The organism is Herpetosiphonaceae bacterium (genome assembly GCA_036374795.1).
Taxonomy (GTDB): Bacteria; Chloroflexota; Chloroflexia; order Chloroflexales; family Kallotenuaceae; genus LB3-1.
Window position 1 is genome coordinate 17,242 of record DASUTC010000347.1, and the last position, 15,076, is coordinate 32,317.

At 50.9% G+C, this 15,076-nt stretch carries 12 protein-coding genes; 6 read left to right on the forward strand and 6 right to left on the reverse strand.

Annotated features, from left to right (window positions below; genetic code table 11):
- Positions 1-54: 54 nt before the first annotated feature.
- From VFZ66_27385 to VFZ66_27395, 3 genes are all read right to left on the reverse strand, one after another.
- A complete protein-coding gene (locus tag VFZ66_27385) occupies positions 55-693 on the reverse strand; it encodes a response regulator transcription factor (GenBank protein ID HEX6292937.1) in 639 nt (212 codons plus the stop codon).
- Complete coding sequence (locus VFZ66_27390; GenBank protein HEX6292938.1) at positions 690-2,117, reverse strand: sensor histidine kinase; 1,428 nt, start codon at positions 2,115-2,117, stop codon at positions 690-692. Before VFZ66_27390 ends, VFZ66_27385 begins: the two co-directional genes overlap by 4 nt.
- Positions 2,118-2,340: 223 nt before the next feature.
- A complete protein-coding gene (locus VFZ66_27395; protein ID HEX6292939.1) occupies positions 2,341-2,991 on the reverse strand; it encodes a class I SAM-dependent methyltransferase in 651 nt (216 codons plus the stop codon).
- 229 nt (positions 2,992-3,220) lie between these two features.
- Between VFZ66_27395 and VFZ66_27400 the strand changes: the two genes are divergently transcribed.
- From VFZ66_27400 to VFZ66_27425, 6 genes are all read left to right on the forward strand, one after another.
- Complete coding sequence (locus tag VFZ66_27400) at positions 3,221-3,574, forward strand: helix-turn-helix transcriptional regulator (protein HEX6292940.1); 354 nt, start codon at positions 3,221-3,223, stop codon at positions 3,572-3,574.
- 118 nt (positions 3,575-3,692) lie between these two features.
- Complete coding sequence (locus VFZ66_27405; GenBank protein ID HEX6292941.1) at positions 3,693-4,154, forward strand: hypothetical protein; 462 nt, start codon at positions 3,693-3,695, stop codon at positions 4,152-4,154.
- Between the two features lie 615 nt (positions 4,155-4,769).
- Positions 4,770-6,335, forward strand: a complete 1,566-nt coding sequence (locus VFZ66_27410; GenBank protein HEX6292942.1) for a hypothetical protein — start codon at positions 4,770-4,772, stop codon at positions 6,333-6,335.
- A gap of 95 nt (positions 6,336-6,430) precedes the next feature.
- Positions 6,431-8,080 carry a hypothetical protein gene (locus VFZ66_27415; protein ID HEX6292943.1) on the forward strand — a complete coding sequence of 550 codons (1,650 nt, stop codon included), beginning with the start codon at positions 6,431-6,433 and terminating at the stop codon, positions 8,078-8,080.
- 33 nt (positions 8,081-8,113) lie between these two features.
- Positions 8,114-8,587 (forward strand): hypothetical protein, encoded by a 474-nt coding sequence (locus VFZ66_27420; GenBank protein HEX6292944.1) that lies wholly within the window; start codon positions 8,114-8,116, stop codon positions 8,585-8,587.
- Between the two features lie 32 nt (positions 8,588-8,619).
- The gene (locus tag VFZ66_27425) at positions 8,620-9,651 is read left to right on the forward strand and encodes a hypothetical protein (GenBank protein HEX6292945.1); all 1,032 of its coding nucleotides are present in this window, start codon (positions 8,620-8,622) and stop codon (positions 9,649-9,651) included.
- A gap of 496 nt (positions 9,652-10,147) precedes the next feature.
- On the opposite strand, the gene VFZ66_27430 is transcribed toward VFZ66_27425, so the two are convergent.
- The 3 genes from VFZ66_27430 to VFZ66_27440 form a co-directional block, all read right to left on the reverse strand.
- A complete protein-coding gene (locus VFZ66_27430; GenBank protein HEX6292946.1) occupies positions 10,148-11,149 on the reverse strand; it encodes a hypothetical protein in 1,002 nt (333 codons plus the stop codon).
- Positions 11,150-11,154: 5 nt separating this feature from the next.
- On the reverse strand, positions 11,155-13,803 hold the full coding sequence (locus VFZ66_27435; protein HEX6292947.1) for a hypothetical protein: 2,649 nt from the start codon (positions 13,801-13,803) through the stop codon (positions 11,155-11,157).
- Between the two features lie 82 nt (positions 13,804-13,885).
- A complete protein-coding gene (locus VFZ66_27440; GenBank protein ID HEX6292948.1) occupies positions 13,886-15,007 on the reverse strand; it encodes a toll/interleukin-1 receptor domain-containing protein in 1,122 nt (373 codons plus the stop codon).
- Between the last annotated feature and the right edge of the window lie 69 nt (positions 15,008-15,076).

A 15,076-nucleotide genomic window follows, 5' to 3' on the forward strand; every position in this document is an offset into this window, starting at 1 on the left:
AAATGCCCGACCCTGCTTTGGTCGGGCATCTTCGTGAGGAAACGGGGAAGATGGTTAGAGTAAGCCGATTGATCGGGCGTGTTGGACGGCCTGGACCCGATCACGCACGCCAAGCTTGCCGAGGATTTTGGTGAGGTGGTTTTTCACGGTCCCTTCACTCAGTGTGAGCATATCCGCGATGGTCCGATTCGAGAACCCGCGTGCTACCAGATGTAAAACTTGCTGTTCACGCGGCGAGAGATTGACATCGTGATGCGCCTGGACCGGCCCGAAACGGAACGTCGCTGCGACTTGCGCGGCCACTGAGGAGTCGAGGACCACCCCACCCTGCATCGCTTCGCGGATCGCCTCACTAATCCTCTGCGCGGGAACATTCTTCAACAGATAGCCAGCAATCCCGGCGCGTAATCCTTCAAAGATATACTGATCATTCAAGAAGGTTGTCAGCAAAATCACTCGGCACTGGGGGAGGTCGGATTGCAGCCGCCAGGCCGCAACCAGCCCATCTTGCTTGTGCATTTTGATGTCGAGCAGGACCACATCAGGCCGGAGTTGCAACGCCAGCGCAACGGCCTGCTCGCTGCTATAGGCTTCTCCAACCACCTGAATGTCGGCGGCGTCTAAGAGGATATTGCGGACGCCTTCACAAATGAGCGGCTCATCATCAACCAACAGGACGCGAATGCGGCTCATCGTGGCACCTCGATCGCGACCGTAAATCCTTCCTCGGACACAGTATGGGTATGGACCGTGCCGCCAATGCGCGCGACACGTTCGCGCATAATCGCGAGACCCATACCGCCACTGGTCGGACTACCCCCTTGTCCATTATCTTCGATCACCAGGCGGATCTGCGCTGCATCACTATAGTCGAGAATGAGGTTTGCATGCGTCGCGTCGGCATGTTTGAGAATGTTGGTTAATGCTTCTTGGGCGGCACGAAACAACACCGCTTTCGTTTCCAGGGGGAGCGGGTGTGGCTCGCCAATCACAATCAACTCGGCTTGAAGACCTGCGAGCTGCGTTTCGTACACAAGCTCCTGGATAACCTCTGGGAGCGGGCGATCGTCGATCGACGAATTGCGGAGCGCGGCGACCGACCGCTGGACTGCGGTCAGGGCTTCGGCGGTCAGGTGTTGAGCACGGGCAACGGAAACCCGCGCTTGCTCTGGATGATGGGTGAAGAGGGTGTGCGCCCCGCTCAGTTGCAGGTTGGCAATGGTCAGGTAACGCCCCAGATCGTCATGCAGTTCGCCCGCCACCCGGTTGCGCTCGGCTGCTCGCGCGAGATCCTCCGCTTCGATCCGCGCCTGGTACAGAGCCAGGGTCACGCGCCGATAGTCAAAGACCGCCATGACTTCATGGACAACCGCAGCGACGATCAATACACCAACCAATGCGCGTGGTGCGCTCCCCACCATGGTGGCAGCAGCAAACGCGAACAGGACCATGACGAACGGGAATAAGGCCCAGAGCAGCCACTCGGTCAGCGGCATGGTGCTGGGTTGGCTCCTCGGCTTCCGTGGCTTGTAGGTGGCGTCGCGATAGGCTGCAAGGGCAAGCAGCGTGCTGTGCAGCGCATACAGGGGCATGGGTACCGCCTGGAGATCCTGGCCCCACGGTGCCCACGACAAGGTAAAGAAGAACGTGTCGGCAAGCAACAGCGGAAACAAACACAATAAGATGTACGGGACAATGGGACGGCTGTTGTGCTTGTAGCGCACGCCGACGATCCCGAAGGCAAAGATCAGCCCAATATCGAACGCCAGACTCGGCGTGACGCTTTGGGCACGTGCGGTCCACGGCCAGGCGGGTTGGATGATCGGAAGCAGCGTCTGCATCAAGACCAGGGTAGAAATTCCAACCGTCAAACCCGCCACAATAATCCGCCAGGTACTGCCCACCCACCACGTGCGCTTCTGGAGATACAGCGCGGTAGCGGCAAACGAGAACAGGTAGATCAATACCCAGAGCAGGCGCATGGGTACGGCAGCGATCGTGGCACCTTGCGTGATCTTGAGAAAGCTAAATGCTGCCGCACAACACAAAGCCACTCCATCACAGAACCAGGTCCACCGTTTGTGATCGCGTTCCAAGTAGGCGGTGTAAAACAGCATCCCGGCAGCACCCATCGTCGCAAGCGGTCTTAGGAGTTGGATCGATGGGCTTAGTTGACCCCCTGCATCGGCAGACGTTACCATGAGATACATCTGGAGCACGGGGATACCGCAGAGGAGCCACAGCACCAGAGTAGGCCAACCAAGCTGGCGTGTGTGCTTACGAATGTGTATGCGAGGCAGCAGCGTCACGGTGCTCATCCTGTGTGTTAAGAGTCGTGCATTACGTCTGTCCGGTGAAGAAGGCAACACAGCCTCGTGTCTGCAACGTATAGGTATGGAACTGTTCTTTCAGGACATCTTCGAGATCTGCCAGCGTATCCTCGGCATTGCCGAAGATGCCTTTTTCGTTGTAGGTCTTCAAAAAGGAGCGAGCTAACGCACCTTGGGGGACGTTCTTGCCAAGAATCGTTGTCCCAAAGATAACACCGCCGGGATTCAAGACCTGCTTGAGCGACTCGAACACGACGGCTTTGCTCATGAAGTTGCCCGGCAGGATATGGAAGACGTAATTAATGCCGATCGAGTCAAACTTCGGAGCAGAAAGGTGCAGCGGCTCTAACACATTGACCTGGTGAGTCGCTGGTTGGTAGCGACGAATGCGCTCGGCGGCGCGTTGCAGATTGACCTCGTTGATGTCGAGGAGCATGATGCGGGGGTTTGGAGCAGGAAACTGACATTGGTCGAGGAAATAACCCGTCCCCACGCCAACATCGAGATGGTTCGCTGAAATATGCTGGTTGTAGAACGCAAGGATATGCTTGGTTGGACATTTCCACACGAATGTGTTTGAGAACCAGAGCACGCTCCAGTCGTAGACGGAAATAACGGGTTTATTGCGGACGGGCCGAGGGGTCGTCGTATTGCTGGTCATCGATCACACATCCTTAGCACGAAGATCAGGAGGAGAGACGCACACGAGCGTCTCGTCCTTATACGTCAGAATGGTTGATAGATTAACACATTTTTATGACACGTTTGTGTGATTGATAAAACCGCGTAGCGCACCTCCCCATTATACCATCTGATTGTAATTCCTCAATCATGGTTTGAGTAATGCCAAACCACGCCTGACTGGTATGCTCGTTGCCGTAGCGAGGTCTATGAGCGATGTACTAAATGTCCAGGCACTGCGATCGCTGCGTGAGGCACGCGGCTGGGATCAGCTGACGTTAGCTCGCGCTGCTGGCGTCGATCCGTCCGTGATCTCGCGGCTTGAACGCGGCATCCAGGTCGATCTGCGGGCTTCCGTCCTGGTTGCGCTGGCACGCGCCCTCCAAACATCCGTTGACTCCTTGGTCGTTCCACCCCAGGACCAACCGCCGTCCGCAACCGTCCTCGAACTCTCCGTCGTGTATGCGGAACTCGCCCAGTTGCCAAGCGTCCAACAACGGCAGGTTGCCGCTATTCTGCGGGCCTACCTATCAACCGTGGCAGAGACCGATCGGGAAACCTAACGCCTTCAAAGAACGCGGCCTTTCCGCATGAAAGGAAAATGCGGAAATTTCCACGAATTTTCGCGCCGCTCCCTTGCTATGCTATAGTCAATCGTATAACTTCCTTCTGGAGGCTCCGGTGAGTTGCTATCTGCTCTACGACCACTTCGATCACCTGCTGGATGAGCTGCAGCACGCCCAGCGGACGCACCCTGAGATCCAAGCGTATGTCAAGCTCCTTGAACAGCACACCGAGCGGGACGGGAGGATCACGCTGGAAAGCGCGATCGTTGTCACCTGGATCGCGCTCACCGAGGGGATCATTCATGCCGCCCGCATGCTCGTCGATCGGCTGGAGCTGCCCGCCGATGATCCGCAGCGCGAGCGCCACGCGGAGCGACATCGCGAGCAGGGGCGGGAAGCGCGTGCGATTGTGATGCGGACGCTGCACGATTGGGGCGTGCCGCCGGATCTGAACCTCTTACTCACCGCGGGGTTGCGCGAGGATCTGACGCGGCTGGAGACGACGCAACTGTTGTGGGAGGTCGGTGCTGCGCCAGGGATGGACGGGGATCGGCAGTTGGTGCCGTTGGCGTGGTGATCAGCTCGTGAAGCAGCGCCGTTCTCAGTGACGGGTGTTCAGGGGAGCGTGCCGTCGGCATACGGGGTCACGTTCCCGTCGACATGCGCCACGCGGCACGCGGTTCTCGCCGTGCGCGTGGCGCAAGCTGTCGCGAGTTTCAGGCTCCCGTGGGGAAGTACCGACTGAGGACGATTTTCGGACGGCGTTGGAGGCGGCGCGTTGGGCTGGTGAGAGAGGCGGGTGATAGTAGATAGGGGAAGACAGCACCCAACCTATCAAGCTCGTGAAGCCGAGTTATTCCTTATCATCCACTGAGCGATAGATCCGTTAGGATACCTTCAACCATCGTTCTGCTGAACTCGGGTCCTGTTGGGCTACCTAATCTTAATTTTATGCAGCCATTACCATTCCTGAATTCATCCCGTTATATCCTTTTATTGACACTAATGATATACTCGTGCTAATCGCTATCGTAGCGCTGTACTCCTTTCCCCAATTTTTCGAACACTACAGCCAAAATTTCGCGATCATCATATATCGAGCAGCGGTCTGGCTAGTTATCCTTACTTCAAGTAAACAGCATCGTAGTCTAATAGCCTTTGGTTCAAAAACCTTCTACTAGGTGGTGAACTGGTGAATTATGGAGATCGAGGATCGAGTATCCACGGCCAGGGGCTACGTGTATGTTTGTTGTCTTTGCTTATAAGCCTGCTGCTTGGGCCTGTATCGTTTTCGCTTATTGAAGAAAGTAGTGCGCAGGCTAAAGCTGCGTCTGGTGCTCGTCTCGCTCCGACCGCTTCGACACAATCCTTAGAATTGCATGACTTCGAGACTGATGCTGATTTGCTTGAATGGCGTGAGCAAGAGACGGTACAGCGTTCCACAGAACATGCCTATAGTGGTCAATCAGCGGTGAAAATTACCCTACCAGTTGAAGCAGAGCGACAAACGAATTTCTTTCGCCATTGGGATTATTCATTCCAAGCCAGCAGGGTGCTGGTACGAGTGTATTGGCCTGCACATGAGGAAGTAACCATTATTTGGGCACAAATCTGTGCGGATATAGAAGGTGGATGCTTTGACCTACCAGCGATTAAGCGCGGTGAATGGAATACATATACTCTGAACTTGTCTGAGAGAGTAGGTGGCAACCCACCACAGCCTCTAGATCAAGTACTGCTTCCTGGGCTTGTTTTTCAAGGAGGGTTACGTGGAGTAGCTGATGCACCAGCTACCACGATGCCTATCTATATTGATGCGATTGAAATATCTCGACCTGCAGGACCGCACCGTGCCTTTCTGCCACTGGTAAGAGGACCACATGCTCCTAAACTCCTTTTTGGGATGGGTCCAGAGGCCGACACAGCCAGAGAGTCGCGGCTTGTGACCGAAGCTCCAGTACGAATGCTATCTAGCTGGTACAACGGGCCAAGTGATCTACCTTGGATGACAAGCTGGAAAGACGACCTCGTTCCAGAATCATACGCAGCAGGACTTGCCTTACATCTTATCGTGTACACAAACGAACCCGAGACGCAGTTTCCAACAGCCTATGGCACAGGTTGTGGACGAGCTTATCCGATGTCTGCCCGCTTTCCTGATGATATGCGCCAACTTGCTCAAACGTTTGCAGGCGTAGCCAACGGCCCTCCATTCTACGTGACCATGTTTACAGAGTTTCAAACCTATGCGTGCATAGACAATGCCTGGAACCCAAGCCCAGAGGTCAATGCTTACTATCGTGCGCTTCAAGATCGGTACCGCGAAACGATGGCTATCTTTCGTCAGTATGCACCTAATGCAAAGGTTTCACTCGGATGGGGTGGGTGGCAAGCACGGTGGGATGAACCGGCAATTGGCGGCGGTCGATCGATGTTTCAATACTTTGCGGTCTTACTGCATGCGTCCGACTTCCAAAGCTTCCAGGCGATGCAAGTAGATAGTAACGTCGCCGATGTACGGAACATGGTCGCCATGCTCGGCGCGTATGGTCCTGTCATGCTGGCGCATTACAAGCCAGATAATGAGTCCCAAGCGACCTTTGAGCAAGATGTGCAAGCGATGTTAACTGATGCCTATTTGTCTGATGTAACGACGGCAGGATTATTTGCATGGAGCTTCATGGATCATACAAATCTTTCTGCATCAGAGAACATCTATCGCTATACGAAACATGCTGTTAGTCGTTTTGGGTCCTAACGATTCATCTAACCTAGATCGTTGCCTGCGCCAATACGCATGGCGCAAGACCAAATTTCCTTATCTGACTGGCATATTCGTAATAGAGGTTACCTATGGGGTTCTCTGCTAGTTGCAAAAACGTTGCACTCATCACGGTAATTATCCTTGGGCTTGCTGGTTTATCAGCAGTACCTGCGCGAGTGGATGCTGTATTCATTGATGAACCGTCCCAAGTGTATGACTTCGAGACGGATGCCGAGTTACGCGAGTGGCGTGAGCAGAGTCTCGTGCAGCGATCGACCGACTATGCGTTTACTGGCCAATCTGCTGTAAAAGCAACGTTACCCGTTCTACCGGGACAGCAAGCAGATTTTTTTCTGCATTGGGATCACCCATTTACTGCGGCACAGGTTGTGATTCATCTCTACTGGCCGAGATTAGACCAGGTTAATATTGCCTGGACTCAAATATGTGGTGCAGCAGAACAACTCGTGTGCTTTGATTTACCACCCATCAAGCGTGGCACCTGGAATACTTATACCCTCAACTTTACGGAAAAACCGGTTGGTAATCCTCCACAATCTCTTGCGCAAGTAGAAGTTAACAGCCTTATCTTTCAAGGAGGCTTGCGTGGAGCTGTAGATGCAACGACGACCACGATGCCGATTTACATTGATGCCATTGAACTCCGTAGTACCCCTGTCGAAACGCCGCCTGATGCTCACCTAGGATTGTACGATTTTGAAGTTGATGCAGACATGCAGGCATGGCAGGAGCAGGAACTCGTCGAGCGTTCCGCAGATTACGTATTTGGTGGAGAGTCAGCAGTAAAAGTAGCTCTTCCTGTACAAGAGACACGGCAAGCTGATTTCTTTCTACATTGGCAGCAAACCTTTACAGCAGCGAAAGTGTTCGTCCGCGTGTATTGGCCAGTGGCGAGTCAAGTTGAAATAGCGTGGACACAAGTATGCGTGGACGTGGACCGCGGGTGTTTCGATCTGCCGCCTGTTAAGCGTGGGGCATGGAATACTTATACGTTGAACTTGTCTGAGAAGGTCGTTGGTACTCCACCAAAACCCCTTACGCAGGTGGAAGTGCCAGGTCTCGTTTTCCAAGGTCGGTTGCAACCAGCAACAGGAGCAGGGTCCACGATCATGCCTATCTACATAGATGCAATTGAATTACTAGGCAACTCCGATAGCGTACCGACGCGATCTCATCCAGTCGTATCATCACGAACCTATGAGGTGGGATCAGATTTCCAATCCTATTGGCAAAGAAACGGTGGCCTCCCAGTGTTTGGTTTCGCCAAAACTCCTCCTTATACCGACGGTCAACGAATGGCCCAAATATACGAGCGGACTCGCTTGGAGGCATATCCTGAAAATCAACCCCCTTATGACATCCAGCTTGGGCTGCTCGGCGAGCAGCGCTTACTCCAGCTTGGTCGGGTATGGCAGAACGAGTCTGGTGCCTCCCGACAGAGAGGGTGTCGTTTCTTTGCCGAAACCCAACACAATCTTTGTGAGCCTTTCCTGAGCTACTGGCGTAGTCACGGTCTTGAGTTCGATGGACGCCGTGGTAAGAGCGAGGCTGAAAGCTTAGCTCTATTTGGATATCCTCTAACTGAGGCAGTCCCGGAAGCTGGAGCAGACGGTGTGAGCCGATACACCCAATGGTTTCAACGAGTGCGCTTTGAAGATCATGGCACGCAGGGTGTTCTTCTTGGGCTGTTAGGGAATGAGGTCTTCAATCAGCCTTGAGAGTCAATACAGCTGACAAAGGACAATGGTTTTATGATTATGTGGAATATTCTAATCCTCATAGTGGAAGTGATTAGCAATCTTCTTGCTAATGTGATTGCTACTTTTATAACACCTTACTTCAAAAACCGTAAGAAATTACTCATTTCGATATTTGTCGCATTAATAATGTTTTTGATGATAAACAGGTACCCAGAGAACGTAGACATATCTGACTGGTCTTACTGGCAAAATAAGCCATCCTTAGAATATACAGTCCACATACAAGATAGTATTACTGGTGATGATATAGAAGACGCAGAAGTCCAACTTGAAATTGGTATAGCACCACCACAATTAAAGAACACCCGCACTGATGGCTCTGTTACATTCGAGGTCAGCACTTCATATCTTGGTCAATTAGGTACCCTCATTGTTAAGGCTCCGTATTACAAAAGACGTACGAAGGATATAACTGTAATGGAAGATTCAGCCACTGAGCTTATTTTACTTCAACCAGCACCTTAGCTCTAAGTAGTCTTTGCATAAGGAAAACGTTTATGGCAGAACAAGTGAACAAAAGTTCATTTACCCGATTTACAGCGTTTCTTGTAGTCGTGTTATTCGCATGGAGTTTAGAGGGGTGTGGTAGCCCAGATCAGGGTGGATATGCTGTCTACGTCAAATCACAAGCAACAAATGATAGTATAGCAGCGAAAGTCACCATGACTATCGATGGCTTGCCACCTGACGAAAAGTTTACTGCTGATGATGGGTATGTCAGATTTCCTTTACGCAACGTTCCTAGTGGAACGAACGCTACGATAAATGTTGAAGCGGACGGTTTTTTTTCTAGGACAATAACAATCGATGTCACCACTAGCGGAACCTTTACCATAAAGCTTGATCCAGTTAGTGCTACCATACCAGATCTCACGCCAACACCTGAGCCTAGTTTGTCAAACATACCAAGTGCAAGTCCTTCATCCTCTCCCACATCTACCGAAACCTTGTTACCAAGCAATACCGCTGCCGTCCCTGCGACAGCTACAGAAGTGCAGGCCACAGTACAAACAACAGTGCTGAGTACACAGCCTACATCACAACCAGTCTTTATACCAGATGGTAACGCAGAACTTCATAGCTTTGAGAGAGACGCTGAATTGAAGGAGTGGCGCGAAGTACAACTCATACGCGAGGGAGAGCTTTCAAAAGAACAAGCTCTTCATGGCGAATACTCAGTGAAGTTCACTCCTGCTGTTCAGGTAAATCAAGAAGAAACGTTTTACTACCACTGGGATCATCCTTTGATAGACGTAGACAACGTTGTTGTGCGAATCTTTTTTTCAGAGGCACCAGGAGTTGAGTTTACATTCTTTGAGATTTGTGGCGAGGAGCCGCAGAAATGTGTCCGAGTTGCTCCGCCCCGTCAAGGGCGATGGAATACATTCACTTTACCATTAGAGGATCTCGGTTTGGATAAAACGACAGTAAAAACACTCCTTATTCAAGGAGGATTAAGGGCAAACCGAGATACTACAGTTAACACTATGCCGATCTACATTGATGCGATTGAAATTTTTCGACAATAGACCGAGTCAGCTTACGACGAGAAAGACTAAGCCCAACAGACTCGGTGGGGTCAACTGTTCTTTAACATATCAGCGTTTGGCGGAACAACGGTTGTGGTGCAAGGAGCGCAAACGGTCCTGCTGCCCGTTTACACGCACCAAGCGACTCATTTCATAGCCAGGCTATCACCCGGACCACGTTCATGCTCACGGCGGGGTGCGGGTGGTGGTGAGAAGGCGATAACGATCATGGGGTAGAGAGAGGAGTTTCCAGTAAGGTCTTGATCTTCCGCTCCACCCACGCCTACGGCTTGGTCATGTTCGGGTAGTCAAAGACGAAATGATACGTCTGATTTGGTGCTTCAACGCGCGCCGACCATGTGCAGTCATTATTCATGCGCTCGACGCCGCCAAGATAGCCTCATAAGTTTGCCACGAGCATCCTGCTTTGCGTTCGTATCCAGAACATCAGTACATTTCCTTAGCAGCAATATCCACATTGCTTAGCCAAATCGCTTCAAATATCCACTAACTGAAGTGCTTCTTTAAACGACAGTTCGCCGCTATGCAATTGCTCAATATACGCTTGTACCTCTTTTGTAGTTGGTAATCCTTTAATTGCTAACCTCGTTGGAAGTTGGCGTCGCTGCAATAGTTCATTCATCATAAATAGAATATGTTCACGCAAGATCGCCATTGAGTGGGCGAATCTCAATTCTCGATAGACCATGAAATACTCTAGTGTCTGTTCCCGCCACATAGAACGTCCTGGCCATCCCCATAAGGCCGTTTCATGAGCCATTGCCAACTCTTGCTGTTCATGGAAGTCACGAAATGTGAAGTCGGTAGCTTGTGGAGGCTTATCCAGCTGTGTCATTGCAAATGTAGGTAGGGTTGTGCTGGCCCGCGCCATTGCCCGCAGCATAGCCCGATGACTGCGGGGAGTACCTAGTTCTTCGGGCAAAGACACCGACCACACCTGACTGTTCGTTAGATGAATAAAACGCTTCCTCTGCTGTGCTTGCTCTACACGAGGAATTAACTGGAAGGTATGCCCTGCGATGTTAATGATGCGCCCAGGAATAAGCACAACCTGAAAACGACGTGAGCCAAGCAACGGCTCTAGTATCTGCACATCTGTTGGATTTGCCCCTTCAGGTTCACCCCAAGGCACTACCTCATAATGAACACATCCACGATAAGCAAGTTGATGGGCTATATCTGTAATAAATTCGGAAAGTCCTTGGGTGAAACTATAGTGGTTCCTATGCTGGTGGCTGACAAAAGCCTCAGAGATAATAGTGCGAAAAGCTGATTCATTCGGCGTGACCTCGATAGTAAAGGCTCGCCCAGGCTGTGCACGTCCACCGATTGGCATAATAGACTGACGAACATCATCAATAAACATCCATACATGAGCAAACGACTCAAGCTCTTGACGATGTTGCTGTTGTTCCGATGGAAAGTAGGAGATCGTTTTTCGCTGAAACCCATCATCATGTTGCCAAGCAGTATGCATTATCGTTACCCTTCGCCCGTTTCTTCATCTGTCCCTACATCCGGCAGTTCGTTATTTGTCTTCCCAGCCTGATCACTTTGTTGCGTGCTATCCAGTTCTTGCTGCCGTTCAAGGGCTTCTGCCAAATCAGGCCGATTTTCAAACTCAACTTTGTCGGCCTCCGGACGTTGTTGTAGATACAGGGTCACGAAAATGTCCAGGCCATTATAGATGGAAGGAATCATATCTCGGTACACACTACCCATCACCCGAACTAACTGGCTTGGATGGTCAATGATCTCCACATACTGCTCTATCAGGCGATAGCTATTTATGTGAAACGGTTTTCGGGGAAGTGACCGTAACATAGCATTTACCTGCATCTCCCACTTCTGCCGTAAGAGGGCACGATGGGGAATCAGAGACATATTACGAAAACCATCAAGAATGAACACCCACGTCTCTAGTAATGCTTCGCTGTCTTCACGTTGGAAGTAGGAATCCCAAACTGTCTGACAAGTTGTCCAGAGTGTTGGGTTCTGATGAAGTTCACTGTAAAACTTCGCATAGCCACTCAACTCCGCTAGGTCAACAAGTGGGGCAGACGAAGCAGATAGCTGATTTCTTGCTGGCCAATCTTTCGTCTTTTTTCGCAGACGATCATGCATAATGAGTGTGCCATTGAAGTAGAGGGGGAAGATATTAGCAAAGGTATCAGGATCATTAGAAACTAATGTGGCAAAGGATTCGTCACCGGCTAGATGGACTGCGTGACCTAAGTAATCTGGTAACTCTTGGCTTTCATGGGTAGTAGCAAGTGAAGGAATGCAACGAGCTAAAGATATTGCGAGAGCCTTTTGTGCCGTGTTAATATCTTCGGCTATCTTCTCCCAGTCCCATGTTGGCCAAGGTAACATGGTATGTATGTTTGCAGTTTCTAAATCTTCTACAAGTTTCTTTATGATGGACAAGTGGTGGATAAGTTTGTTGTAGAATTCCAAGCCACGAGAAACCAATTCCGCTGCGAGTAAAGATTTCTTATTATCTAGCCAGTAGGTTGCAGTGTTGAGGTAGTAGGATGAACCTATGGTTAGCACCAATTGTACTTGTTCGGCAAGTACCTCAGCTAATGACTGGAATATTTGCATTCGTAAATACCAGTTGGCGCTCACCACTTTGCCTTCCGCAATTTGCTCGAAAGATACTCCACGTCGAACTTCCTCAATACGAGTCACTACTTGTATCGGTAGGCTGAGTCGGTACACAGCATCCGTTCGTTGCCATCTCAAACCTTCAATAGCCTCTGTTAGTTTTCCTGTATTGATTTGCTCAGCATGTTTGCACAAATTAAGTAGCAGTCTTATTGGGAACAAGCCAAGATAATCTACTACTTGCATTTGCTCGGCTACGCGACCTTCTACGATTGTGTTCATGTCCATGGTTGTTGGCACTTGCTCAAGAAACGCCCCAACTGTTGTTGTAAGGCGAGTCAAGAACTGCTCTCCATACGCCACATTCCATCCGTAGCCGAGAGCGGCAAAGACCGCGTCCTGATTGGCCAGAACACGAAGCATTACACTCGTTCGTCCATCTGCGATGCAACGGCGAATAGCATCAAGTTGTAGGTCGCAGAGCCGCTTTTCTATCCAATCCATGTCTGGAATGAGTTCTGGTTGAAGGCTTGTCCGTGTCTGCGCAGCCATACCAACCTCAATAGGTGAGGCTAAATACCAATCTTTATGGTGAGGAACATACCCCCACCATCGACTTTTCGAGGGGATATAATGTTTACGTGTCAGATAGTTGGGAAGGAAGGTTGCGGTTTTGGCCAGCAATGTAGCGAGCGCTTCGCGTTGTAGCGAAGGCTCCTCATGGGCCATAGCCACAAGCGACTCGATACCTTTGAGTTCGGTGTCTGCGCGCTGGTGATAATACTGCTGGAATGAGTAATCATCCCAGGCATATCCACTAATGGTTGCTTGGCGACTCCACCGATTCAAATCGCCAAACACTACATCTGCTAACAAGGTGGGATCGAAGAACAGGAAGACCCGCCGTGCAAGCTTTGCAAATGAAACCACTGCAAAACAGCTGAACAATGCGATTACCAGAATACTGCTCTTTGGGCGCAGTTCCCAGACGACACCAGCTGCTAATAACATGAGACAAATAATTGTTAAGGAGATCAGAAATCGAGAATAGACGTTGCCAACTCGTTCTTGCACGAGTAAGTCTCGGATTTGTTGTGAAACCCTAGCATAGAGAGTACCTGCAACTGTGTTGATACTGGTGAAATAAAGGGTGAGAAAGATACCAATAACGGTGATGACACCGATCAATAAACCATCGTAGGAACTATTACTGGCAGCATCAACATTCTCAAAGAGAGCAGTAATTGGCCTTGGTAGTGCTACATATTGTGTAAGCAGGCTACCAAATGTAGGAATCGCGAGAATGCATCCAACATAAAGCGCCGCACGGACGATTGGTCCAAGTGCCGTGAAAAACAAGGAGGAGATGATAAGCACGCCGGTAGAGAGATCTACGGTGGAATATTGAGCCCGAAAGCCTGAGGCAGACAAGCGGAAACGCAGTCGGCGTAGTGTTGAGCGCAGCTGCCAGTAAAATTGATATACACTAAATCGGGTACCAAGACGTAGGAAGAAACGCTTCATCTGTATCAATCATTTCATGCTAATTTGATAAATGTTACACGATATGAGACCACGGTTCCCGCCAGTGATCTCATACGTCATTTTACTGCTGCTCGGCTTTCAAGTCACGTAGCAACCGCGCAAACATGGCTTGATAGGCGTTGTGGTCTTTCCACTGGCGGAAGTCGCCAATGTGCCGTCCCTTGCGCAGCATCACCGCCCAATCCTGCGCAGTGGTGAGTACGGCATCATCGAGCCGCAGCGGATACAACATGGTGCGCCCTTCTCCTGCTTCACAGGTACAAGCGAGATCGACCTCATACTTCACCCACGGACTCAGCACCGCCGCCTCGGAGAGCAGCAGCACGACTTTATCATGCAATCGGATTGCCTCGTCAATGCCGCGCACGATAACTTCACCGGGCGTCAGATCATGTGGCGCAAGCCAACAGCGTACGCCCTTGGCTTGGAGGTCTGCATACAGGCGTTCAGCAAGGGCATCGTCGTGGCTGCTGTAGCTGATGAAACAAGAGTAATAGTCGATGGGCCGCTCGGCAGCCACAAGGGAGCGAGCATACTCGATCATCGAGTCGGGGACCCCACAGCCCCGCAAAAAGACTTCGGGGATCTGGCCTCGCGATTTGTAGAGCGTTTCGATGCCAATGTGGGAGGGCGAGACATGGTACAAGGTGTCGAGGCCATGGATGTCTCGGAGATCGACATTGGCGAAGATCGTACCACCGATCTTCGCTCTCTTCATCTGCACGTCGCTAAGAAGAGATGGTGACAGATTGACTCCACACAGATCAGCCCTATAGAAGTTGGTCCGTATAAGGTGAGACTCTGTCAGATCTACCTTTTGGACGAGAGCGCCTTGGAGCTTAGCATCTCGAAAACTTACGCCCCGAAGGTTAGCCCCATATAGAATGGCGTCTTGGAGGTTAGCATCGTCGAGGATGGCCGCATACAGGTTGGCTTCACTGAGATCAACACCATGGAAGTTTGCTCCCTCAAAGTGAGCCCTATGGGGCTTAGTTTCTTCGAAGATGATCCTCTCAAAGTCACGTCTAGCGAAAATGGTTCCACGGAAGTCGGGCATATGGCGATTAGGTTTCTGAAGCTCGGCATGTGAGAGATCCGGCCTCACATCAGGATTCTCCTCCCGCCACTTATTCCACTGCCATACACCCAGCCTCAGAATCGCCAGATGCTCCTCGTTCGCCATACGCTGCTCCTGTCGCGTCGGGGTAGAGGTAAATTACCTAGAGGTAATGTTTGCTAGAATAGGAGGGCG

Bases quoted from the DNA above. Each gene is read 5' to 3' on its own strand.
- VFZ66_27385 (HEX6292937.1), bottom strand. From the start codon at position 693: ATGAGCCGCATTCGCGTCCTGTTGGTTGATGATGAGCCGCTCATTTGT.
- VFZ66_27395 (HEX6292939.1), bottom strand. From the start codon at position 2,991: ATGACCAGCAATACGACGACCCCTCGGCCCGTCCGCAATAAACCCGTT.
- VFZ66_27400 (HEX6292940.1), top strand. From the start codon at position 3,221: ATGAGCGATGTACTAAATGTCCAGGCACTGCGATCGCTGCGTGAGGCA.
- VFZ66_27390 (HEX6292938.1), bottom strand. From the start codon at position 2,117: ATGCTGTTTTACACCGCCTACTTGGAACGCGATCACAAACGGTGGACC.
- VFZ66_27420 (HEX6292944.1), top strand. From the start codon at position 8,114: ATGATTATGTGGAATATTCTAATCCTCATAGTGGAAGTGATTAGCAAT.
- VFZ66_27435 (HEX6292947.1), bottom strand. From the start codon at position 13,803: ATGAAGCGTTTCTTCCTACGTCTTGGTACCCGATTTAGTGTATATCAA.
- VFZ66_27415 (HEX6292943.1), top strand. From the start codon at position 6,431: ATGGGGTTCTCTGCTAGTTGCAAAAACGTTGCACTCATCACGGTAATT.
- VFZ66_27430 (HEX6292946.1), bottom strand. From the start codon at position 11,149: ATGCATACTGCTTGGCAACATGATGATGGGTTTCAGCGAAAAACGATC.
- VFZ66_27425 (HEX6292945.1), top strand. From the start codon at position 8,620: ATGGCAGAACAAGTGAACAAAAGTTCATTTACCCGATTTACAGCGTTT.
- VFZ66_27440 (HEX6292948.1), bottom strand. From the start codon at position 15,007: ATGGCGAACGAGGAGCATCTGGCGATTCTGAGGCTGGGTGTATGGCAG.